Below are 21,058 nucleotides of genomic sequence, written 5' to 3' on the forward strand. Positions count from 1 at the left end.
TCTATTTGAAAGAGTTAAGTGCTTTGGCATTTTTTAGTTCCTTATCGTTTATTTTAGTTTCGTCAAAACCTAATAAACTATATTTGGAACTCTCTTTCAACTATTTAAAACTTTCAGAATACAATCTAGCTAATTAATAAAATTCTGATCCCAGTCATATCCTGTTGTACCACAAACCACAGGTATATTTGCCTCTAGTAATATCGGTAAAAACTCTTGCAATACTTTTGCATTAACAAAAACTATTGCCACATCTGCATTTTGTAGTGCATCTGTTGTTAATACATTTTTTGAGTCATATACCCCTGATATTTCATGTTGTGGCAACAGTCTCTCTACTGCAGCTCCTGTCTTACCATTACCAACTATAGCTACTCTCATCGCTGTCTCCTCTAGCTGAAAAAACTACTGTAAACATTATTAACTACTTTTTGAGCATCTTTACTAGCTACAAGCATACATATACTATTTTCACTAGCGCCATGAGTAAAAAGCCTAATATTGCAGTCTTTAAGGCTACTAAAAAGCTCTCCACTAACACCATTTATTTGGTGTAAATTACTACCGACAACACTAACTAAAGATAAATCATTTTCAACTTTAATATTCACATTACCTATAGACTCTAAATATTTTAAAAGCTCTAGAGTTACTAAGTCATCACCCATCGAGTGACTACCAAGTTTATCTAAAGTGATTGCGACACTTACCTCACTAGTGGAAACCAAATCAACTGCAATATTATGGTTAACTAAAATACTAAAGACTTTCACCAAAAAACCTTGGGAACCAAACATATTAAAGCTTTTTATAGTTAGCAAAGTTTGATCTTTTCTTTCAGCTACAGCTATGATGTTTCTATTAGAATCCGCTTTTTGTGTAATTATAGTACCACCAAGTTCTGGTTGAAAAGTTGAACCAATATAAACATCAAATTTGCTAGTCATTGCTGGCCAAAATGTTTTAGGATGTACAACCTTAGCTCCAAAAGTAGCCAATTCTGCTGCCTCACAAAATCCCAGTATCTTTAAAGAATTAGCACTAGGAACAACTCTTGGATCAGCCTGATAAATACCTGTTACATCCGTATAAATTTTCAATTGATTCGCTTTTATAGCTTGAGTGTATAAAGCTGCAGAATAATCACCACACCCTCTACCTAAAGTTGTAGTGTTTCCATGAGCATCTGAACCAATAAACCCTCCCAGAATACAAACATACCCCTCCCTTATTTTGGTATAATATGCTCCATAGCATTAGTTTCTAAAGCCGATAAATTTGGGCTAGCGCAACCGAAATTACTACTAGTTTTAAGGATCGTTCTTAAATCTAAATGATATGCATTTATACCGCTCTGATTAAAAATATTAGCAACCAGAATAGAAGAAATAATCTCTCCAAAAGCTAAGATAGAATCTGATAGCTACTTACCACTAAAATAAGTTGCCATATTTGCAAACATTCTAAGCTCAGCAATCATATTACTTACAGAAGTAGTTACATCTTCTGAATCAATAGACTCCAATATTGGATTAACTATAGATTTTACCTGTTCTATAATTTCTTCTATTTTTGAATTATCTTTATTATTTGCTAATTGAATTAGTAGATTTGTAATGCCTGATTGAGCACTAACAACTACTAATTTTATTCTATTATCTGAATTAACTATATTAGCGCATTGTCTAATATTTTCTTGATTTGCTACACTTGTGCCACCAAATTTGGCAACAATTATTTCTGACATATTAGCTCTCCTATCTAATAGCTAAATATCAGACGAGAGAACATAAATTTGAGAAATACATACACAAACTAAAGCACTCCACGTCGATACATTTTTCTAAACGACATGACAGTTCTGCTACATTTCAATATCAGAACCAAGACTACCAATCATAAACTTGGATAATCTTTCGGCATAAGTTCTATCTTTTCTAGTGATCATAGGGGTTTATGCACCTAGCACTAGAGATATAACTTATGCACCTCTTTAATTACACTTTTGGATTAAGTGTTAGAATGAGTCTAACATCCCAATAATATTGAATAAAAGTTTTTTATAGCAAAAAATTAATTTTTATAATGTATGATAGGATACTGCTGTGCTTATTACCTAATTAAATAAGTTAGAAATGAGAAACTATACTGCTAATATCAATCTGTAAATTTATCTGTTGCTCTGACTAAAGCCTCTAAAATTCCCGGTTCGCTGATAGAGTGACCAGCATCTGCTATAATATCTAGCTCTGCCTTCGGCCAAACTTTATGCAAATCCCAAGCACTTACTGCTGGGCAGACCATATCATAGCGACCTTGCACTATCACACCAGGAATATCTTTAATCTTATATGCCTCATTCAATAATTGAGCCTCTTCGATAAATAATTTATTTTTAAAATAGTGACATTCAATTCTTGCAAATGCCAAGCTAAACTTATCCTCTCCATATCTATCTATAGATTTCTTATCCACAAATAACTTACTTGTTGATGCCTCCCAAACGCTCCACGCTACAGCAGCTTGTTGCTTTAGCTTCTCATCATCACCTGTAAGTATTGAATGATATGCTGATATAAAATCTTTTCTTTGCTCTACAGGAATCGGCTCTATATATTTCTCCCACATATCAGGAAATACCATACTAGCACCATGCTGATACAACCACGACAACTCTTTTTCTCGCCCAAGAAATATACCTCTTAGAACAAGCTCTGTTACAACCTCTGGGTAAGCTTGAGCATAAGCCAACCCTAGAGTACTACCCCAGGATCCGCCAAAAAGCATCCACTTATCAATATTCAATTTTTTACGAATTTTTTCAAAATCCTCAATTAAATTTTGAGTTGTATTCTCTCTTAGCTCTGCAAAAGGCGTACTTTTACCGCATCCGCGCTGGTCAACCAATATTACCCTATACTTATCTGGGTTAAAGTATTGCCTATAACTTGGTTGAATACCTCCTCCCGGACCACCATGAATAAATAGTGCAGGTTTACCGTTAGGATTGCCACACTCTTCAAAGTATATTGTATGGATATCTGAAACTTTTAAAAACTCTTGATTATATGGCTCTATTTCTGGATACAATGGCATGATACACCTATAACTCTTAAACCTTATTAGCTAAAGTATCTACCAAAAAAAATAACTAAGCAAATCAAGATTTAGCTAAAGTAAAATATTTTCCTGATTGGCTTGTAAAGTTTTTAAAAAATCACTTACTGAAATTTGCTTAACCTCACAAACTTTATTAATCACCTTAAATAGTAAAGTTAGCATACCATCATTTTGCTCCTTACCCAATAGCCAAGAGTATGATGAAGGATTATCTATCTCTATCAAGATCCTATCCAAAGGTATTCGTCTAGTTATCTCTCTAATATGTTCGCTAAATAGAATCTCAACACCTATTGAGAAATGGCCACCTAATGCCAAATATTTATCCAACACATCAAGATCTCCTGCATACCAGTGGACAATAAACCTATGTCGCTTATATCTCTCTAAAGTTTGCAAAACCTCTAGCTCTGCTCCACTTGTATGTAAGTTTAGTAATTTATTATCTACAGCTGAGTGCGAGACTATATACTCAAATACTTGCTGCTGATCATCAAATGGAGCCGCATAATCCAAAAACCTCTTATCTAAACCAATCTCTCCTATGTACTTACTCTCAAACAAGTATTTATCTAAAGACTTTAGATCATGCACATATATATTCGCCTTCCATGGATGAATACCAAATGATGGAATAATAAAATCATAGTTATCGCTTAGGGCTTTTATCGAAATATACGAAGGAACACACATCGCAACAGATAAGAGCCTTATATCATAGGTTCGACACTCTTTAGCTACCTTGTTTAAATCCTCTGATGAATATTTATCTGTATGGACATGTGCATCTAATATCATTTATATATACATTAATTTTTTCCAATGAATATAGCCGTATATTGCCACAATTAGATATATAAATGTAGTAATAGCTGCAAATGGTAAATCTTTATACATAACAGTACATAAGTGGAATCAACAACCATCCATATCATCCAGTTATCTATTATTTTCCTGCTTGCTAAAAAAACACAAACAAGTGATGCCACACTTGTAAAACCATCCATATATGGCGTTGCTGAGTCTGTATAATTTATGAGTAGCTGAGAAACCACTAAACCAAACACACCAATACTTACTAGAACTTTTAACCAACCAATGATTTTAAGTCTATGAACAACTATCTTTTTGTGACTAAAGTTGGGTTGCCAACTATACCAACCGTATCCAAAGCTAAACAAAAGAATCATCTGCAATATAGCATCAGCATATAAGCCACTTATAGAAAACAATCCCGCACTCATAATCAAGCCAACTATACCTACAGGCCAACCAATAATATATAGCCCTGCTAATAAAAAGGTACACAAAAGATTAATAATCATTGTACAAAAATCAAGAAGATGAATCATGGTTCTATTAAAGATAAATTTTTAAAGATTATAATAACTTGTATTTTTGAATAAAAAACTGGTGATCTAAATAATACACATAACTAGTGTTAAGCTATTAGTAAGATAAAGAAATAATTGACTATGTCTAAAAGCAGATATATTATCACTTATGCTTGTTATAACATATTTAATATGAGGATCAAATCATGAAACTAAAAAAAATATTAACTGCCACTTTACTTGCAGCATCAGCATTATCGCTAAGTAGTTGCTGGTTAGTTGTAGCTGGTGCAGTAGGTGCTAGTACTGTTGCCTATGTAGAAGGTAACTATTCTATGAATATAGAAGGTAACTACATTGCTGTATATAAGGCAGCTCTTAAGGCAGTTAATGATAACAACGACTTCGTTCTGGTGTCAAAAGATATTGATAAAACTAAAAAATCTGCCGATATCGAGGGTGCTACTAAGATAGATAGTACAAGCTTTAGTATCAAGATAGATAGTCTTACTGATAAAATATCTAAAGTAACTATCAAGTTTGGAACTTTTGGTGATCAAGCGATGTCATCAAAACTTATGGATCAAATTCAGGCTAACGTATACAAAGCTTCTTAGTAATGTTCAAAAAAGCTCACTTTATCATTTTATCAGTTATCATGCTGATATCTCTGAATAGTTGTGTTGCCACTGCAATTTTAATAGGAGCAGCAGTTGTTGCTGGTGGTGCTGTATATTATGTAAATGGTGATTATATAATTGAGGTGCCCAAAGATATCCGCTCTGTATACAATGCAACTATCAAAACTATGCAAATGGATAAACAGTTTTCTCTACTTAGCCAATCATATAAAGATAAAACAGCTGAAGTCAAAGCATCTCAGAATGGCAATGATGTAACTATTAATCTGACTAGTCTAAGTAGCCACTCTACAGAAATAAAAATACGGGTTGGGACTCTCGGTGACGAGAAAGATTCTATAAATATAGCAAATGCTGTAACCAAAAATATAACCTAGATAAGTATTTATCGATTTTTGGTCAACTTTTTCTTTTTAAAAACTTTCAAATATGTATAATTTGTGTTAATCCTGAACTGACCCAGTATTACTGTATTATCATGAGTAATAAAGTACTAGACACATACTACAAAAATAATAGGCATATATGGGTGTTAGTATTATCTGGCGCTGTCATAGGAACATTAGTAGGCCTATTTGCAACATTTTTCCAATTAATTCTAGACTCTATTAGTGAACTTAAAAAGATGTTGTTTTCTTTAAGTGGCGGTAATCTATTTATCAAAATCATAATGTCTGTTTCGTTAACTATAACTATGGTAGTGATATCAATACTTATAGTTAGAAAGTTTGCCAAAGAAGCTGGTGGTAGTGGTATCCAAGAAGTAGAAGGTGCTCTGAAAGGATGTCGGAAATTACGTAAAAGAGTAGTCCCTGTAAAATTTGTGAGTGGTCTTTTCTCTTTAGGCTCTGGTTTAAGTTTAGGTAAAGAGGGTCCTTCAATACATATGGCAGCTGCATTAGCGCAATTCTTTGTAGATAGATTTAAACTTACCAAAAAGTATGCAAACGCAGTAATATCTGCTGGTGCTGGTGCTGGTTTAGCTGCTGCATTTAACACACCTCTTTCTGGGATTGTCTTTGTAATCGAAGAAATGAATAGGAAATTTAGGTTTAGTGTTTCAGCAATAAAATGTGTTCTTGTAGCTTGTATAATGAGTACTATTGTTTCTAGAGCTATTATGGGCAATCCCCCTGCAATACGTGTCGAGACATTTAGTGCAGTTCCACAAAATACTCTTTGGTTATTTATGGTGTTGGGTATTATCTTTGGTTACTTTGGACTACTATTTAACAAATCAATTATCAAAGTCGCAAACTTCTTTTCAGATGGATCTAAGAGAAGATACTGGACTCTAGTTATAACTGTTTGTATAGTATTTGGTGTCGGTGTTGTACTTTCTCCAAATGCTGTGGGCGGTGGATACATAGTTATAGCAAATGCTTTAGACTACAACCTATCTATCAAAATGCTTTTAGTTTTATTTGCTCTACGTTTTGCCGGTGTAATTTTCTCATATGGGACGGGTGTTACAGGTGGTATATTTGCACCGATGATTGCTCTTGGGACTGTTTTTGGTCTAGCCTATGGTCTATCTATAGCTCAGCTTTTCCCTGAGTATAATATTGATGCTGGTATCTTTGCTGTAGCTGGGATGAGTGCCTTATTTACTGCGACAGTAGGTGCCCCTCTGACTGGTATTGTACTAGTAATGGAAATGACTTGGAACTTCCATCTTTTACTTCCTCTGATGATAACTTGCTTTAGTGCGTCGATGCTGACATATATTCATCATCAAAAACCAATATATGATACTCTATTAAGACGTACTATTTCTAATGAAAGAAAACAGCAGGCAAAGGAAAAAAATGAGCGAAATCAAAAGTCAGCTCCAGATACTCAAGGACAACCTATCTCAAAAGAAGAAATATAATCACTTAATTTCTCTAATGCACTGGGACTTAGAAGCAGAAGCTCCCAAAAACTCAATCAACACCACATCTGAAGTTATTGGTTTTTTCAGTGAAAAAATCTATGAAATAACTAATAGTGAAGAAATAACTAAAAGCTTAAAGTACTTAAATAACAACTTGTCAGCACTTGATGAGACTAACAAAAGGATTGTGTATCTAACAACAAAGCAAAAAGATAGACTAAGCAAAATACCAAAAGATGAGTATGTCGCATACAACAAACTACTATCACAAGCTCAAAATATTTCGACAAAAGCTCGTAAAGATAATGACTTTGAAGTATTTGCTCCATATTTAGAAGAGATTATAAAGTATCAAAAAAAAGTATGTCGAAAGAATTGGCTATAATGAGCACCCCTATGATGTGCTTCTTGATGATTATGAAAAAGGTATGACTGTTGCAAAATTAGAACCTTTCTTTGACAGTCTAAAAGAAAGAATAGTACCTCTTCTAGAAAAGATAAAAGATGCTAAGCAAGTTAATACTAGCTATATTGATAAACCGTATGATATCGATAAGCAAAAAGAGTATTCTCACAAAATAGCTAAGCAACTAGGATTTAACTTTGATAGTGGTATTCTAAAAGAAAGTGCTCATCCATTTACTCTAAACTTCAATAAATATGATGTCAGAATGACAACACGCTATATCGAAGATCTTTTTACTTCTTCATTATTTGGTACTATCCATGAAACTGGTCATGCCATGTATGAGCAAAATATTGGTGATAATATCTATGATACTATACTAGGCACTAGTGTTAGCTTAGGCATACACGAATCACAATCACGATTTTATGAAAATCTAGTTGGCAAAAATAAAGCCTTTTGGGATAGAAACTATAGTGAACTACAAGACTTATTTGCAGAAAATCTAGCTGATACTAGTATAGAAGAGTTTTATAAAGCAATAAATAAAGTTAGCCCTAGCCTAATCCGTGTAGAAGCGGATGAATTGACATATTCTCTACACATATTAGTACGCTTTGAAATAGAGAAAGAAATCTTTGAAAAAGATATTGATATTAGAGAGTTGCCAAAACTATGGAATAATAAATATCAAAAATATTTAGGTATTACTCCGTTTAATTTCTCTGATGGAATATTGCAAGATGTACATTGGTCAGCTGGTTTGTTCGGCTACTTTCCAACTTATGCTCTTGGTAGTGCCTATGCTTCACAGATTTTTTATTATATGAATAAAGATTTTGATGTTAATGTCGCTATTAGAGATAACAAGCTAGAGCTTGTATTAGGCTTTTTAACTAAGCATATACACCAGCTTGGTAGTCTAAAGCCTGCTGATGAGATTATCTATAATATGTGTGGAGAATATTAAACGCTAAGTTTTATGTAGAGTATCTAGATGATAAGTTTACTAAAATTTACAATTTAAAATAATATTCATATCCGCTACCTTTCTACTCTAGCCTTTAGGGTAAATATTAGCGATAATATAAGCATTGAGAATACAATCTAGCATATATTCATTTTATAAGTTAATAAAATATTTAGAACTGTATTTTAGAACTCTTGATAACAAGCTACAAGTACTATTTATTATTCGTTAAGAATGTAAAACAAAAACACCAATAAAACATATTAAAACTTATCTATATTTTTTTTCCAATAAGCTTAATTTATTACTTGAAAAATAGCAAAGTATCCTTAAATATATAACAGATACTATTTCTTAGGGGGAAATAATGGATATAAATAAATTTACAATAAAACTACAGGAAGCATTAGCAGAAGCTCAATCTTATGCTTTTCAGCAAAAAGCTACTGAGTTTACATCAGCACACATGGTAAAAGCTATTTTGGAGCAAAATGATAGTGTTGTTGCATCAATTCTTAGTGTTTGTGGTGTTAATATACAAAACTTTATAAAAGCTGTAAATGATATGGTGGATGGTGTTGCGGTACTATCAGGAGAAGGTAATCCTCAAGTAGCTCCATCTAGAGATTTGATAGCTACATTACATAAGATGCAAGAGCTTGCTAATAAAAATGGCGATGAGTTTATTTCAAGTGAAGTTTTCTTGTTAGCCTCTTTAGAAGACAAAAGTTTAACTGGACTATATAACAAGTTTGGTATTACAAAAGAAAAACTGACAAAAGCAGTCAATGATTATCGCGGAGGAGAGAAAGTGAGTAGTCAAAATCAAGAAGATATGAAAGGCGCATTAGATAAATATACAGTGGATCTGACAGATTTAGCGAGAAAAGGAAAAATTGATCCAATTATAGGTAGAGATAGTGAGATCCGTAGAGCTATACAAGTATTACAAAGAAGAACTAAGAACAACCCTGTGTTTATAGGTGAGCCAGGTGTTGGTAAAACTGCTATTGTAGAGGGCTTAGCTCAACGAATAGTTAATGATGAAGTACCAGAAGGTGTCAAAGGCAAAAAAGTATTATCTTTAGATATGGGTGCATTATTAGCTGGTGCTAAATTTAGAGGAGATTTTGAAGAGAGATTAAAATCTGTTTTAAAAGAATTATCAAAACAAGAAGGTAATGTGATTCTATTTATAGATGAGTTACATACTATGGTTGGTGCTGGTAAAGCAGAAGGCTCTATGGATGCTGGTAACATGCTTAAGCCTGCTTTGGCTAGAGGTGAGCTAAAATGTGTTGGTGCAACGACTTTAGATGAGTATCGTGAGTATGTTGAAAAAGATTCCGCACTTGAAAGAAGATTCCAAAAAGTGCTAGTTGATGAACCAACTGTTGAAGATACTATTGCTATACTTAGAGGTCTGAAAGAAAGATATGAGTTGCACCATGGTGTAAATATTACAGACTCTGCTATTGTGAGTGCTGCTACATTATCACATAGATATATCACAGATAGACAACTACCTGATAAAGCTATTGATTTAGTGGATGAAGCAGCTAGCCAAATTCGTATGGAAATAGACTCTAAACCTGAAAAAATGGAGAGCTTGTACCGTAGAATTATTCAGCTAAAAATGCAACGTGAGCAGTTAAAAAAAGAAAAAGATGATGCTGCCAAGAAGCGTTTAGAAATATTAGAGGCTGAAATCAAAGGCTTAGAATCTGAGTATCAAGGCTTTGAGGAACTTTGGAAAGCTGAGAAGCTTAAAATGCAAGATACAAGTAAGCTAAAAGAAGAGCTGGAGAAAGCTAAGTTTGAGCTGGAGAAATACCAAAGAGCTGGTGATTTGAGCAAAATGGCTGAACTACAATACGGTAAAATACCAGAACTTGAAGCTCAAATTAAACAAATTGAAAATACTGAAGCAGAACCCTCTGAAAATAAACTTGTAAGAACATCTGTTACAGAAAATGAAATAGCTGATGTAGTTTCTAAAGCTACTGGCATACCAGTTTCTAAGATGATGGAAGGAGAAAAAGATAAGCTTCTAAACATGGAAAGCTTCCTACATAAGAGAGTAATTGGCCAAGATCAAGCTATAAAAGCAGTATCGAATGCTGTGAGAAGATCTCGCTCCGGATTATCAGATCCAAATAGACCTATAGGTTCATTTATGTTCTTAGGTCCAACAGGTGTAGGTAAAACTGAGCTTACAAAAGCATTAGCAGAATTCTTATTTGATGATGAGGATGCAATGCTTAGAGTAGATATGTCTGAGTTTATGGAGAAACACTCTGTAGCTAGATTGATAGGTGCTCCTCCAGGATATGTGGGTTATGAGCAAGGCGGTTATCTAACTGAACATGTTAGAAGAAAACCTTATTCTGTAATCTTATTAGATGAGGTTGAAAAAGCTCACGCAGATGTATTTAACATCTTGCTACAAGTATTAGATGATGGGCGACTAACTGATGGTCAAGGCAGAACAGTTGACTTTAAAAATACTGTAATAGTTATGACTTCTAACCTTGGTTCGCATAGAATCCAAGAAATGCAAGGTCAAGACTATGACACAGTCAAAGATGCTGTAATGGAAATGGTACTTAGCCACTTCAGACCTGAGTTTGTAAATAGGATTGATGATGCTATTGTGTTTGAACCTCTAAACAAAGAGATGATAACTGAAATAGCTATGATACAGATTAAGCGCTTAGAAAAACGTCTAAGAGATCTAAATATAGGTTTAGAAGTAACTGCTAAAGCTATGGATAAATTAGCTGATGCTGGTTTTGATCCTGTATTTGGTGCTAGACCACTTAAACGAGCTATCCAAAGCAACTTAGAAAATCCTCTAGCACTTAAACTACTAGATGGAGAGTTTAAAGCAGAAGATAAAATAGTTGTTGATGTAGATAGTGACCACAATATAGTTTTTTCTAAATAAATCCTTTTGTATATTTCTTTAAATTGTCTTTCTTAGTTGGTAAAAATTAACAGGTGCTTGTTATTTTCTGATAATTTACTATTTCCTAATAGGTTGTATACTATAACAGCAATTCATTTTTATATAAAATTTTAGATTCGGAGCAATTATATGAACTATAAAAAGCTATTAATAAGCGCTTTATTAACAGCTTGCGGAGCTACAAGCTATGCTGCTGTAGAGTATAAAGCTGGTACTAGTTATTCTAAGGGTCAAGAAGTAAAAAATGCGGAATCTTGCTATGTATGTGATATACCGGGATGGTGCTCTTCTTCAGCTGCTTGGGCTTATGAGCCAGGCAAAGGTACTGCTTGGCAACAGGCTTGGACAGAAGGATGCAAAGATCCTAGTCCATCGCCAGAACCTACTACAGAAAAAACAATCTCTGTAAAACTATCTGGAGATAGTTTACCTGCTAATGCAAAAATTGAATGCTAGCATATATTTATCAATATGAACCTTTCTAACATTAAAATCATGCTACTTGGCTCAGGCGAGCTTGGCAAAGAATTTATCATAGCAGCTTAGAGACTTGGCATACACACTATAGCTGTAGATCGTTACGAGAATGCGCCAGCTATGCAAGTAGCTCATGAGAGCCATGTTATAGATATGCTAAATACTGATGCTCTTGAACAACTAATATTAGCAAAAAAACCAACTTATATAGTTCCTGAGATTGAGGCTATAAATACTGATAGCTTAGTAAAGTTAGAGGCCCATAACTTCAATATTGTTCCATGTGCAAAAGCTACAAAGCTCACTATGGATCGCCAAGGTATAAGATCTATAGCAGCTAATGAGCTTGGTCTAGCGACATCTAAATTTGCTTTTGCTAATAGTCAAAAAGAATATCTTGATGCTGTTGAGATTATTGGACTACCATTTGTAATTAAGCCAGTAATGAGCTCATCAGGTAAAGGACAATCTATAGTCAAAGAACGTAGCGAAGTTCAAAAAGCTTGGGATTATGCCCAAAGTGGCTCTCGAGGTCATGCTAAAGGTGTAATTGTTGAGCAATTTATAGATTTTGATTATGAGGTTACTCTTCTAACTGTTAGACATAAAGATGGTACTTCATTTTGTGATCCTATCGGACATATCCAGAAAGATGGTGACTATAGATTCTCTTGACAACCTCATGCAATGTCGAATATAGCTCTAGCGAAATCTCAAAAGATAGCCAGAGAGATCACAGATGCGCTAGGAGGATATGGAATTTTTGGTGTTGAGTTATTTATAAAGGGGGATGAAGTGTTTTTTAATGAAGTCTCTCCTCGTCCTCACGATACAGGCATGGTAACACTCATATCACAAAACATTAATGAATTTGAATTACATCTGCGTGCAATATTAGGGTTACCGATACCGCAAATACAAACTCTTCAACCCTCAGCATCGGCGGCTATATTACTTGAAGGAGAATCTACAGATCCAAGTATATTAGGGATTGATGCGGCTATATCTGACTCAAATATAGATATTAGAATTTTTGGCAAAAAAGAAATTCATGGTAAACGCCGTATGGGAGTAGTTTTAGCTAAGGGTCAATCAACACAACAAGCTTTGGATGCTTCTAAAAAAGCCGTAAGCAAAATTTATCTAGCATAAAAATAAAAGCTTCCTAACTAGGTTGATGCCATCTCCTATAGGGATAATACAAGCTTCCACTGTATTATCATTATGAATTAATTTATTTAACTCTCTTATAACCAAGGTGTTTTGCTCATTATTATACTCATCTGCAACTCTACCTGACCAAAGCACATTATCTATTGCGATAATTCCACCTGAGTTTACCAATTTTAAAGCTTTTTCATAGTAGTTAATATAGTTTGGCTTATCCGCATCTATATATACAAAGTCAAACTTCTTAGCTTGCTTTTCAAACCTTTCTAAAGTTTCTAAAGCTGGTGCAATATTAAGATTAATTTTATGCTCAACGTTTGCTTCTTGCCAAAAGTGTTTGTATGGCTTGATATATTCATAACTAATATCACAGGCTTCTAGTTTACCTTCAGAGGGTAATGCTTGAGCCATAATCAATGTTGAAAAACCTCTAAAAACACCTATTTCTAAGACATTTTTTGCATTAATCATTTTGATAAAGAGACTAATAAGCTGTAACTGATTAGGTGAACTAAGCATATGACTTAACTCATCATTTGCTGCTTTATCAAAGAGCTCCTGTGCAGTTTTATCTAGTTTTACTGAATTATCATTTATATATTGATTAAGTCTAGGATTACTAAACAATGATGCTATAGACATAAAAGATGCCAATTAATTTAACGACAAGATAGTAATAAGTTTAGAGAATCACGAACAAAAAGACAAAAAATGTGCAGTAAATGGACTACTTAATTTTAGTAATAGAAAATGTCCAGAACCAGAAAATAAGAGCATAAACACCCCACCATTCAACAATATTATGATTAACTGTTGTCTGATCCATAAATACTGACCATATCGAAAAAGCTGCCGTTATCAAAATGGCAAATCTACGCAAGATAAGAGGTACTTTGTTTAGTCGATCTGAATACTTATATTCGATAATTGTATACCAAACCTGACAAATACTCATTAGCACAAAGAACACAGCAACACCCTTTAGGTGAACTTTCATAAGAGTCTGCTGACCATCAATGACTGAAGTCCCAACTATTAATCCAATACAACCAACAGATGCTAAGAAAAGCATAATCTTACCTTGTTTAATTATTGATTTCTTATTATCACTTATTTGAACAAGTAGCTGTGTGATAAAAAAGAAAATCACTGCCATAAGCGTAGCAGTCGGTATTAGTATAGCTTTGAGCATATACTTCTCATACGATGTAAATCCAGCATGCGTAATATCAGAACAGCCAGAAATAAATGGATTACATAAAGTGTTATTACCATCTGCAATAGATACAAGATATGTTACAAAAAACAAAACCGCTACAGATATTGTTGTCGCAGCGATTAATTTTCTTGGGTCAAGTTCAGCTTTCATTTTTAACCAAAACATTATTATAAATCTTATGCTAATAGTACCACTTGTTAATAGATATTTCTAATTTTAGCTCTTTTATTTTGTACTACAGATGTATGAAAAATTTAGGCTTTGTCACACATAATCAACAAAATAGATTAATATTTACCTTTTTCATATCTATGCTATAATTTGTGGGTTTCTTCTAAAAAAGTAAAATAACGAAAGGATTTAGTAAAATGCCATTTGTAGTTACTGAAAATTGTATCAAATGTAAATATGGTGACTGTGTAGAAGTATGTCCTGTTGACTGTTTCTATGAAGGTCCTAACATGTTAGTAATAAACCCAGACGAATGTATCGACTGTGCTCTTTGTGAGCCTGAGTGTCCTGTTGATGCTATCAAATCTAGCGATGATCTTACAGAGAGCCAAGAGCAAATGCTTGATCTTAACAGAGAGTTAGCTAGCATTTGGCCAAATATCGTCGAAAAATGTGATCCTTGTGAAGATGCTGATAACTGGGCATCTGTTCCAGATAAGTTAAAATATTTAGAAAAATAATCTTTCATTTTTATCTAAGAATCTTATCTTATTTTCTTCATAAGCTTATTTTTTTGTCGGCATCTATTTGTAAAAAGTGTATAATGACACTAATAATTTTGAGCTTTTGTACAAACTGATAGTTAAATAAAACTACTAAAAATTTATGGAGAGTCTTTAAATGAAATCTTTTTTTAAAAAGATTTGGAATATTCTAATCTGGGCTAGGATGACTACTTTCCAACTCTACTCATTTGCTGTTATTGGTGGTTGTAGTATCCTTATAAATATATTTGCTTTTTTCAATCTTCCAATTGCTTGGAGAATGGCTGTCTGTAAAGTTTGGACTTATCTGTATTGGATAGGAATGCTTGTTTTCTTACAAGTATATATTCGTGTGAGTGGTCGTATAAACATCGATAAAGATTATCCTTGTATATATGTATCTAAACACCAATCAATGCTAGAGACATTTATGTTTTACGGTTTAATTGGTAAATGTCATTTTATTATGAAAAAAGAGCTCTTTGATGCTCCAATCTTTGGTACGGCGATGAAAAACCTGGGCAGTATCGCTATAGATAGAGATAAGCCAAGAGAGTCGTTAAAAAAAGTTGTTACAGATGGTAAACAAAGTCTAACAGATGGAATCAATGTTGTAATTTTCCCAGAAGGTACGCGAGTTAATATTGGCGAATATCCAGAGTTTCAACGTTCTGCAATGAAACTAGCAGCTGATGCAAATACTTATATTATTCCTGTTGCTCATAATTTTGGGAGATTTTTCCCTAAAAAATGGGGACAAGTAATTAAGCCTGGTATTGCTAGAATGGATTTTGGTAAACGCATAGATCCTAGAGATTTTGACTCGAAGACTCTAACTACTTACTGTCATAAGGTAATAACGGAAAAAACAAAAGAGTTTAAAGGTTAAATAAGAGGTCAATCAGATGAAAAAAATTCTTCATCTACTATTACTAGCAAGAATGCAAGTCTTCAAGGTATACGGATATATAGTTCTACTATTTTCTTGTTTGCTAATGAATACTGTTGGCGTATTAGGAGCATCATTAAAAGTTAGATTATTTGTCTGCTGGATTTGGTCTTGTTTATATCGTCTAGGAACTTTGGTTATATTGCAAATATATGTAAAAGTTGAGGGCAAAGAAAATATCCCAGACTATCCTTGCATTTATGTTTCTAAGCATCAATCAATGTTAGAGACTTTTGTGTTTTATGGTCTTGTGCATGATTGCTGTTTTGTAATGAAACAAGAATTACTAGAAAAACCAATATTCGGTAAAACAAATATATTTGCTGAAGCTATCGGTGTAGATAGATCAAAAGGTCTTTCTGCAATCAAAAAAGTACTTGAAGATGGCAAAGATAGAATAGAAAACAAAAACTTAAGTATTATAATCTTCCCAGAAGGTACAAGAGTTCCAGTAGGTGAGTATCCTAAGTTTCATCGTTCTGCAATGAAATTAGCTAAAGTATCAAATGTTCCAATAATACCTGTTGCTCATAACTTTGGAGTATATTTTGGTCGCAAAAAAGGTGACTTTGTGAAGCCTGGTATCGCTAGAATGTCTTTTGGAAAACCTATTGATCCAAAAGATTACTCTGTCGCTGAGTTGACTGATCTTTGCTATGACATCATCAACGATAAAACTAAGTCTTATGGTGGTTAATCAAATATTTATTTGATACAAAACTCTGCAATAATCGGATTATGATCTGATATTTTTTTGCAATCTAAAACAGATGCTTTTTCAAGATTTAGACCTCTGTATAATACAAAATCTAAATGATTGCTCTGAAAAGATTTGACTAATTGAGGCTCATCTATAAAAGCCACTTTAAAACTAAATTCTCTACAGAAATCTTTGATTAACTTTACTCGTCTTCTATTCCAAGTATTAAAATCCCCTGCGATTATAATAGGATGCTTATACTTCTCTGGAGAGATATATTCTTTTATTTTCTCAAATTCATACTCATAAACTTTATTACTTTTGAAATTGATTGCATGAATATTCACGACAACAACTTTTGTGCCATCTATATTTAAATGTGTAATCAAAGAGGCTTTGTGAGTATTTATTACAGACTCTCGATGAGTTGTAAGTATTTTGACATTTTTTATCACTGGGAAATGACTAACTGTAGCTACCCCATAGTTATGTGAACGCAACACAATATTAGATGCAAAGTTTATATCAAATTTGTCGATAGGAAATTTAGTATCATGTTGATGTACCGCCTCTTGTAGACAAAAGATATCAATATTGTGATTAAAGTATGTATGTCTGATATAGGCTTTGAATGTTTCTGTATCCTTATAGTCAATTTTGTATGAGTTCCAACTCATTAAGCAGAATTTTGTAGATTGATTTTTTTTTGAGTCTCTTTCAAACATTTAATCAACTAGCGCTGAATCATCATAATTTCATTATATATTAAAAATACTTATACAGTTAGATCAGTGAGGATTTCTAGCTATAAACCTTAGAACTATATAACCACAAATTCCTGAGAGTAAAGAACCTACTATCACACCTACTTTGATTGCACTAAGAGTATAATTATCATCAAAAGCAAGTGTACCGATAAATAAACTCATGGTAAAACCTATACCGCATAAAAGACTTATACCATATATCTGAGAACTCGAAAAAAACTCTCCTAGCTTAAATAGTTTCAGCTTCTTTGAAATAGCTAATATGGAGAAAATACCCAACTGTTTACCAACAAATAATCCCAATATAATACCTAATGTAATTGGCTCAAATATTATAGAAATACTCATCCCTGAGAAATTGATACCCGCATTAGCAAATGCAAATACAGGCAATATAAAATAGATAACCCAAGGATGAAGAGACTCTTCCATAAAATTAGCTGGAGAATCTTTGTCATTCTCTCTAAATGGAATACACAGAGCTGTTGTAAAACCTGCCAAAGTTGCATGTACTCCAGACTTAATCGTACAAAACCAAGCAAAGAAACCGAGAACTACATATACAGAGCTTCTATTAACTTTAAACACTCTATTACAAATAATCATTGCCAATATAAAAAGAGTCCCTAAAGATAAAGAAAGTAACGATAGTGACTTGGTATAAAATATCGCAATAATTACTATTGCAGCTATATCATCAAAAATAGCGATTGTAACAACCAATAGCTTTAGCTTTGCTGGGATTCTTGAACCAAGTAAAGCTAATATACCTAAAGTAAATGCTATATCTGTTGCAGAAGGTATTGCCCAACCTGTGATATTAGCATCATAGTTGATTGATAAATATATCAAGCTTGGAACAGCCAGTCCTGCAAGAGCTGCTATAGCCGGTATTATAATATTAGAAGGCTTTGATAATGCCCCTGAGATTATCTCTCTTTTGATTTCTAAACCGATATATAAAAAGTATATGGCCATCAAACCATCATTAATCCAATGCATCAAGTTTTTGTCGATAACAAGATTTTCAATTCCTAGTTTGACATTGATTGTCTCAAGCATTCCGTAGTAGATAGATAATGGTGAGTTATTTATAAGTATTGCAGCAAAAGCTGCAGCAAAGAGAATTAACCCTCCGACTATCTCTTGATTATTTTGGTTTGCACTCATATTTATAGTATCTAAAAGATTTCAATAGTATTAATTATCTAATAGCTTGAGGTATAATTCTACTCATACAAAAACTAATTTTTGTGCTCAATGATAAATAACATTCCCAAAGCTTGGTATGCTATAGCTCATATCAAAGAAATCAAATCCAAACCTATCAAACTAGAAAGACTCGGTAAAAATCTTGTTTTATGGAAAGATGCTGAGAAAATAATAGCTATGGAAAATCGCTGTCCTCATCGTGGTGCAGAATTAAGTTTAGGCAAAGTATGTGACGGAGCTATAGCTTGTCCTTTTCATGGCTTTAGATTTGACGTACAAGGCAACTGTATATACACACCAGAAACTCAAGGTACTATCCCAAAACTACAAGTAAAAAGCTATCCAACAAAAATTGTCGCTGACATGATTTGGATAAATGTTTTTGATGAAGAACTAGATAATAGCTACGCTTTTGAATTTGCACAAAACCTATATAATGATTTTGCTGGTAAGTACTCTCTTTTGACTGACACATGGAACAACAACATCCGCCACTGTATCGAGAACCAACTTGATTATACTCACTTAGCTACTGTACATAAGAGATCTATCGGCAGAGGATACAAAATTCCTCAAAATATAAGTGATGAATATATAGAAGCACTAAAAAACCAACGCTTAATGCTAAAGTACATCTTTCCTAACTTTTGGTTACTCAATAATGCTGATTAACTTAAAATTTGTGTTTATTTTGTACCTATTAATGAGCATCAAACTAAGCTATATTTAGTAAATTATCGTAAGTTTTTGATTGGCAGAATCATTAAACCTATCGCAGATTTGGTATTTAATATCACCAATAAAATCATTCTCAATGAAGATAAAAGAGTTGTTAAAACCTAGAAATATGATGAAAAATACGATACTGATGATTTTCTATTACGTCATGATCAAATCATCAAAGAATTTAGAAAGATTTGGCATACTCCAGATTAAAATATTTCTCAAAAGTTTGTAAATACTATACAATCAAAAAACACTCTATTAACTTTATATATGATTATGAAATATAGTCTACCTGTTAGGGTTCTACATAGCTTATTGGCTTTTTTGATAATAGCTCAACTTATTTTGGGCTTCGGTTATGCTTATGATCTATTTGATTCAAGATGGATTATGACCTTGCATAAATCTTTTGGTTTAGTAATTTTCTTTGTGATACCTCTTTTGGTTGTTGCTAGGTTGTTTAGTATCAAGCCGCCATATAACCCGCCACTACCATTACTACAATTAATCATAGCTAAAATAGTGCATCTTGGTTTATATATTTCAGCTTTTGGTATGGCTTTTTCGGGAGTAGTTGGCTCGATGCTAATGGGCTATCCATGGAAGATATTCTTTGTGATACCATTTCCAGAGATCATAACTCCAAACTTTGAGTTAGGTAGCAAAATTTTTAGTTACCATTATATCTTTGCCTCAGTTTTATTAGTGCTAGTAGTACTACATATAGCTGCTGCTCTACACCACCAGTTAATAGTAAAAGATAATATCTTGGCTAGAATGAAATAGTAGGTAACAATACCAATCATATTCAAATTTGTTTAACAATGCTTTAAAATCTTAACTGATAATACAAATCAAAGGAACAAAAATGAAAAAACTAACAATTGCTATCTCATCGATACTTTTATCAACAGCTGTATTTGCTGCTGATGCACCAACTACTACGGCAAATAGTGCAAAAGCTGAGTCAAATGGCGTAGATATGGGCAAAGTCAGCTACCTGATAGGTAGAGGCGTAGGTGAGCAACTAAGCAAAGGAAAAATAACTATTGACCAAGCAAACTTCGACAAAGGTCTGCAAAGTGCTCTTGCTGGTCAAAAGTCTGAAATACCTGAAGCTAAGGCTCAGCAAATCATGCAAGCATTCCAAAAGGAAATGATGGAAAAAATGCAAAAAGCTCAGATTAAGGCAGCTAAAAACAATCTTAAACTAGCTAATGACTTCCAACAAGCTATTGCTAAAATTAACGGTATCAAAGAGGTCGATGGTAGCAAGGGTGTATATATCCAAGTTCTAAAACAAGGAGACGGTGCTCAACCTACTAAAAGTGATTCAGTAACTGTTAACTACAGAGGAACGACTCCTACTCAAGCTTATGCAGATGATAAAGAAGCTGCTATAAAAACTATCCAAGAAGGTAATCTAATTAGTGACCAGTTCGACAGCTCATACGATAGAGGCACACCTGCTACTTTCCCACTATCAGGCGTAGTTAAGTGTTGGCAAGATGCTATTCCTCAAATGAAAGTTGGCGAAAAAGCTATAGTATACTGTGCTCCAGACACAGCTTATGGCACTAGTGGTAATGCTGCTATTGGACCAAATCAGCTACTTTCTTTTCAAGTTGAACTTTTAAAAGTTAACTCTTAAACAGAAATATATCTTAACTATTTTTCTACCTACTTTTCTTCAAGTCTTTGATTTAGCTACATAGAGCATTTTAGAGAGATCTATTTTTATAAAGAAGTTACTATCAACCTAAATGAAATCAGATTAGAAACGTTATATCACTAAGCAACTAAATAA

General features: G+C 33.4%; 18 protein-coding genes, 5 pseudogenes and 1 riboswitch. Of the genes and pseudogenes, 13 read left to right on the plus strand and 10 right to left on the minus strand.

From position 1 onward, the window contains the following. Positions 1–129: 129 nt before the first annotated feature. The 6 genes and pseudogenes from F8C69_RS01430 to pnuC form a co-directional block, all read right to left on the minus strand. Complete coding sequence (locus tag F8C69_RS01430; RefSeq protein ID WP_234384251.1) at positions 130–381, minus strand: Rossmann-fold NAD(P)-binding domain-containing protein; 252 nt, start codon at positions 379–381, stop codon at positions 130–132. Between the two features lie 11 nt (positions 382–392). Further along, positions 393–1,232, minus strand: coding sequence for an aspartate kinase (locus F8C69_RS10375; RefSeq protein WP_307838528.1), 840 nt, complete (start codon positions 1,230–1,232; stop codon positions 393–395). A 191-nt stretch (positions 1,233–1,423) separates the two neighbouring features. Beyond that, complete coding sequence (locus F8C69_RS10380) at positions 1,424–1,747, minus strand: amino acid kinase family protein (protein WP_234384250.1); 324 nt, start codon at positions 1,745–1,747, stop codon at positions 1,424–1,426. Between the two features lie 63 nt (positions 1,748–1,810). Beyond that, positions 1,811–2,002, minus strand: a riboswitch (Lysine riboswitch). 155 nt (positions 2,003–2,157) lie between these two features. Then, positions 2,158–3,096 carry a prolyl aminopeptidase gene (gene pip, locus F8C69_RS01440; RefSeq protein ID WP_159183914.1) on the minus strand — a complete coding sequence of 313 codons (939 nt, stop codon included), beginning with the start codon at positions 3,094–3,096 and terminating at the stop codon, positions 2,158–2,160. A gap of 75 nt (positions 3,097–3,171) precedes the next feature. After that, entirely contained in the window at positions 3,172–3,918 is a 747-nt protein-coding gene (locus F8C69_RS01445; RefSeq protein WP_159183915.1) for a TatD family hydrolase, read from the minus strand. Beyond that, positions 3,919–4,472, minus strand: a pseudogene (gene pnuC / locus F8C69_RS01450) (nicotinamide riboside transporter PnuC). 188 nt (positions 4,473–4,660) lie between these two features. Here pnuC and F8C69_RS01455 point away from each other — a divergent pair. The 7 genes and pseudogenes from F8C69_RS01455 (at position 4,661) to purT (ending at position 12,944) form a co-directional block, all read left to right on the plus strand. Then, complete coding sequence (locus F8C69_RS01455; RefSeq protein WP_201751463.1) at positions 4,661–5,071, plus strand: DUF3568 family protein; 411 nt, start codon at positions 4,661–4,663, stop codon at positions 5,069–5,071. 2 nt (positions 5,072–5,073) lie between these two features. Further along, entirely contained in the window at positions 5,074–5,472 is a 399-nt protein-coding gene (locus F8C69_RS01460) for a DUF3568 family protein (protein WP_159183916.1), read from the plus strand. A gap of 101 nt (positions 5,473–5,573) precedes the next feature. Next, positions 5,574–6,968 carry a H(+)/Cl(-) exchange transporter ClcA gene (gene clcA / locus F8C69_RS01465; RefSeq protein ID WP_159183917.1) on the plus strand — a complete coding sequence of 465 codons (1,395 nt, stop codon included), beginning with the start codon at positions 5,574–5,576 and terminating at the stop codon, positions 6,966–6,968. Then, positions 6,904–8,409, plus strand: a pseudogene (locus F8C69_RS01470) (carboxypeptidase M32). The gene clcA and the pseudogene F8C69_RS01470 overlap by 65 nt, the downstream one beginning before the upstream one ends. A gap of 305 nt (positions 8,410–8,714) precedes the next feature. After that, positions 8,715–11,294, plus strand: a complete 2,580-nt coding sequence (gene clpB, locus F8C69_RS01475; protein WP_159183918.1) for an ATP-dependent chaperone ClpB — start codon at positions 8,715–8,717, stop codon at positions 11,292–11,294. Between the two features lie 150 nt (positions 11,295–11,444). Continuing rightward, positions 11,445–11,765: pseudogene (locus F8C69_RS01480) on the plus strand (glycosyl hydrolase family 18 protein); the annotation flags it as partial. A 105-nt stretch (positions 11,766–11,870) separates the two neighbouring features. Continuing rightward, a pseudogene (gene purT, locus F8C69_RS01485) lies at positions 11,871–12,944 on the plus strand (formate-dependent phosphoribosylglycinamide formyltransferase). Here the strand turns inward: purT and F8C69_RS01490 are convergent. Both F8C69_RS01490 and F8C69_RS01495 read right to left on the minus strand, forming a co-directional pair. Next, a complete protein-coding gene (locus tag F8C69_RS01490) occupies positions 12,936–13,604 on the minus strand; it encodes an O-methyltransferase (protein WP_159183919.1) in 669 nt (222 codons plus the stop codon). The pseudogene purT and the gene F8C69_RS01490 sit on opposite strands and share 9 nt — an antisense overlap. 85 nt (positions 13,605–13,689) lie before the next feature. Then, positions 13,690–14,331, minus strand: coding sequence for a Frag1/DRAM/Sfk1 family protein (locus F8C69_RS01495; RefSeq protein WP_159183930.1), 642 nt, complete (start codon positions 14,329–14,331; stop codon positions 13,690–13,692). Positions 14,332–14,549: 218 nt separating this feature from the next. Between F8C69_RS01495 and fdxA the strand changes: the two genes are divergently transcribed. From fdxA to F8C69_RS01510, 3 genes are all read left to right on the plus strand, one after another. Next, positions 14,550–14,873, plus strand: coding sequence for a ferredoxin FdxA (gene fdxA / locus F8C69_RS01500; protein WP_004286881.1), 324 nt, complete (start codon positions 14,550–14,552; stop codon positions 14,871–14,873). 160 nt (positions 14,874–15,033) lie between these two features. After that, positions 15,034–15,786: a lysophospholipid acyltransferase family protein gene (locus tag F8C69_RS01505; protein WP_159183920.1), complete on the plus strand. Its 753-nt coding sequence runs from the start codon at positions 15,034–15,036 to the stop codon at positions 15,784–15,786. Between the two features lie 16 nt (positions 15,787–15,802). Then, positions 15,803–16,543 (plus strand): lysophospholipid acyltransferase family protein, encoded by a 741-nt coding sequence (locus F8C69_RS01510; protein ID WP_004286879.1) that lies wholly within the window; start codon positions 15,803–15,805, stop codon positions 16,541–16,543. Between the two features lie 8 nt (positions 16,544–16,551). On the opposite strand, the gene F8C69_RS01515 is transcribed toward F8C69_RS01510, so the two are convergent. Beyond that, positions 16,552–17,271, minus strand: a complete 720-nt coding sequence (locus F8C69_RS01515; RefSeq protein WP_004286878.1) for an endonuclease/exonuclease/phosphatase family protein — start codon at positions 17,269–17,271, stop codon at positions 16,552–16,554. Between the two features lie 63 nt (positions 17,272–17,334). Further along, on the minus strand, positions 17,335–18,483 hold the full coding sequence (gene nhaA, locus F8C69_RS01520; protein ID WP_159183921.1) for a Na+/H+ antiporter NhaA: 1,149 nt from the start codon (positions 18,481–18,483) through the stop codon (positions 17,335–17,337). 93 nt (positions 18,484–18,576) lie between these two features. Here nhaA and F8C69_RS01525 point away from each other — a divergent pair. From F8C69_RS01525 to F8C69_RS01535, 3 genes and pseudogenes are all read left to right on the plus strand, one after another. After that, a pseudogene (locus tag F8C69_RS01525) lies at positions 18,577–19,461 on the plus strand (Rieske 2Fe-2S domain-containing protein). Between the two features lie 60 nt (positions 19,462–19,521). Beyond that, entirely contained in the window at positions 19,522–20,037 is a 516-nt protein-coding gene (locus F8C69_RS01530; RefSeq protein ID WP_159183922.1) for a cytochrome b, read from the plus strand. An 82-nt stretch (positions 20,038–20,119) separates the two neighbouring features. Then, positions 20,120–20,902 (plus strand): FKBP-type peptidyl-prolyl cis-trans isomerase, encoded by a 783-nt coding sequence (locus F8C69_RS01535; RefSeq protein WP_159183923.1) that lies wholly within the window; start codon positions 20,120–20,122, stop codon positions 20,900–20,902. The last annotated feature ends 156 nt before the right edge of the window (positions 20,903–21,058 follow it).

Origin of the sequence: Francisella noatunensis subsp. noatunensis (assembly GCF_009823375.1) — a bacterium.
GTDB classification, from domain to species: domain Bacteria; phylum Pseudomonadota; class Gammaproteobacteria; order Francisellales; family Francisellaceae; genus Francisella; species Francisella noatunensis.

Coding starts and splice junctions, on each gene's coding strand:
- F8C69_RS01530 (WP_159183922.1), top strand. CDS start 19,522: ATGATTATGAAATATAGTCTACCTGTTAGGGTTCTACATAGCTTATTG.
- F8C69_RS01445 (WP_159183915.1), bottom strand. CDS start 3,918: ATGATATTAGATGCACATGTCCATACAGATAAATATTCATCAGAGGAT.
- F8C69_RS01535 (WP_159183923.1), top strand. CDS start 20,120: ATGAAAAAACTAACAATTGCTATCTCATCGATACTTTTATCAACAGCT.
- F8C69_RS01430 (WP_234384251.1), bottom strand. CDS start 381: ATGAGAGTAGCTATAGTTGGTAATGGTAAGACAGGAGCTGCAGTAGAG.
- clpB (WP_159183918.1), top strand. CDS start 8,715: ATGGATATAAATAAATTTACAATAAAACTACAGGAAGCATTAGCAGAA.
- F8C69_RS01515 (WP_004286878.1), bottom strand. CDS start 17,271: ATGTTTGAAAGAGACTCAAAAAAAAATCAATCTACAAAATTCTGCTTA.
- F8C69_RS01455 (WP_201751463.1), top strand. CDS start 4,661: ATGAAACTAAAAAAAATATTAACTGCCACTTTACTTGCAGCATCAGCA.
- clcA (WP_159183917.1), top strand. CDS start 5,574: ATGAGTAATAAAGTACTAGACACATACTACAAAAATAATAGGCATATA.
- F8C69_RS10380 (WP_234384250.1), bottom strand. CDS start 1,747: ATGTCAGAAATAATTGTTGCCAAATTTGGTGGCACAAGTGTAGCAAAT.
- nhaA (WP_159183921.1), bottom strand. CDS start 18,483: ATGAGTGCAAACCAAAATAATCAAGAGATAGTCGGAGGGTTAATTCTC.
- fdxA (WP_004286881.1), top strand. CDS start 14,550: ATGCCATTTGTAGTTACTGAAAATTGTATCAAATGTAAATATGGTGAC.
- F8C69_RS01490 (WP_159183919.1), bottom strand. CDS start 13,604: ATGTCTATAGCATCATTGTTTAGTAATCCTAGACTTAATCAATATATA.
- pip (WP_159183914.1), bottom strand. CDS start 3,096: ATGCCATTGTATCCAGAAATAGAGCCATATAATCAAGAGTTTTTAAAA.
- F8C69_RS01505 (WP_159183920.1), top strand. CDS start 15,034: ATGAAATCTTTTTTTAAAAAGATTTGGAATATTCTAATCTGGGCTAGG.
- F8C69_RS01460 (WP_159183916.1), top strand. CDS start 5,074: ATGTTCAAAAAAGCTCACTTTATCATTTTATCAGTTATCATGCTGATA.
- F8C69_RS01495 (WP_159183930.1), bottom strand. CDS start 14,331: ATGAAAGCTGAACTTGACCCAAGAAAATTAATCGCTGCGACAACAATA.
- F8C69_RS01510 (WP_004286879.1), top strand. CDS start 15,803: ATGAAAAAAATTCTTCATCTACTATTACTAGCAAGAATGCAAGTCTTC.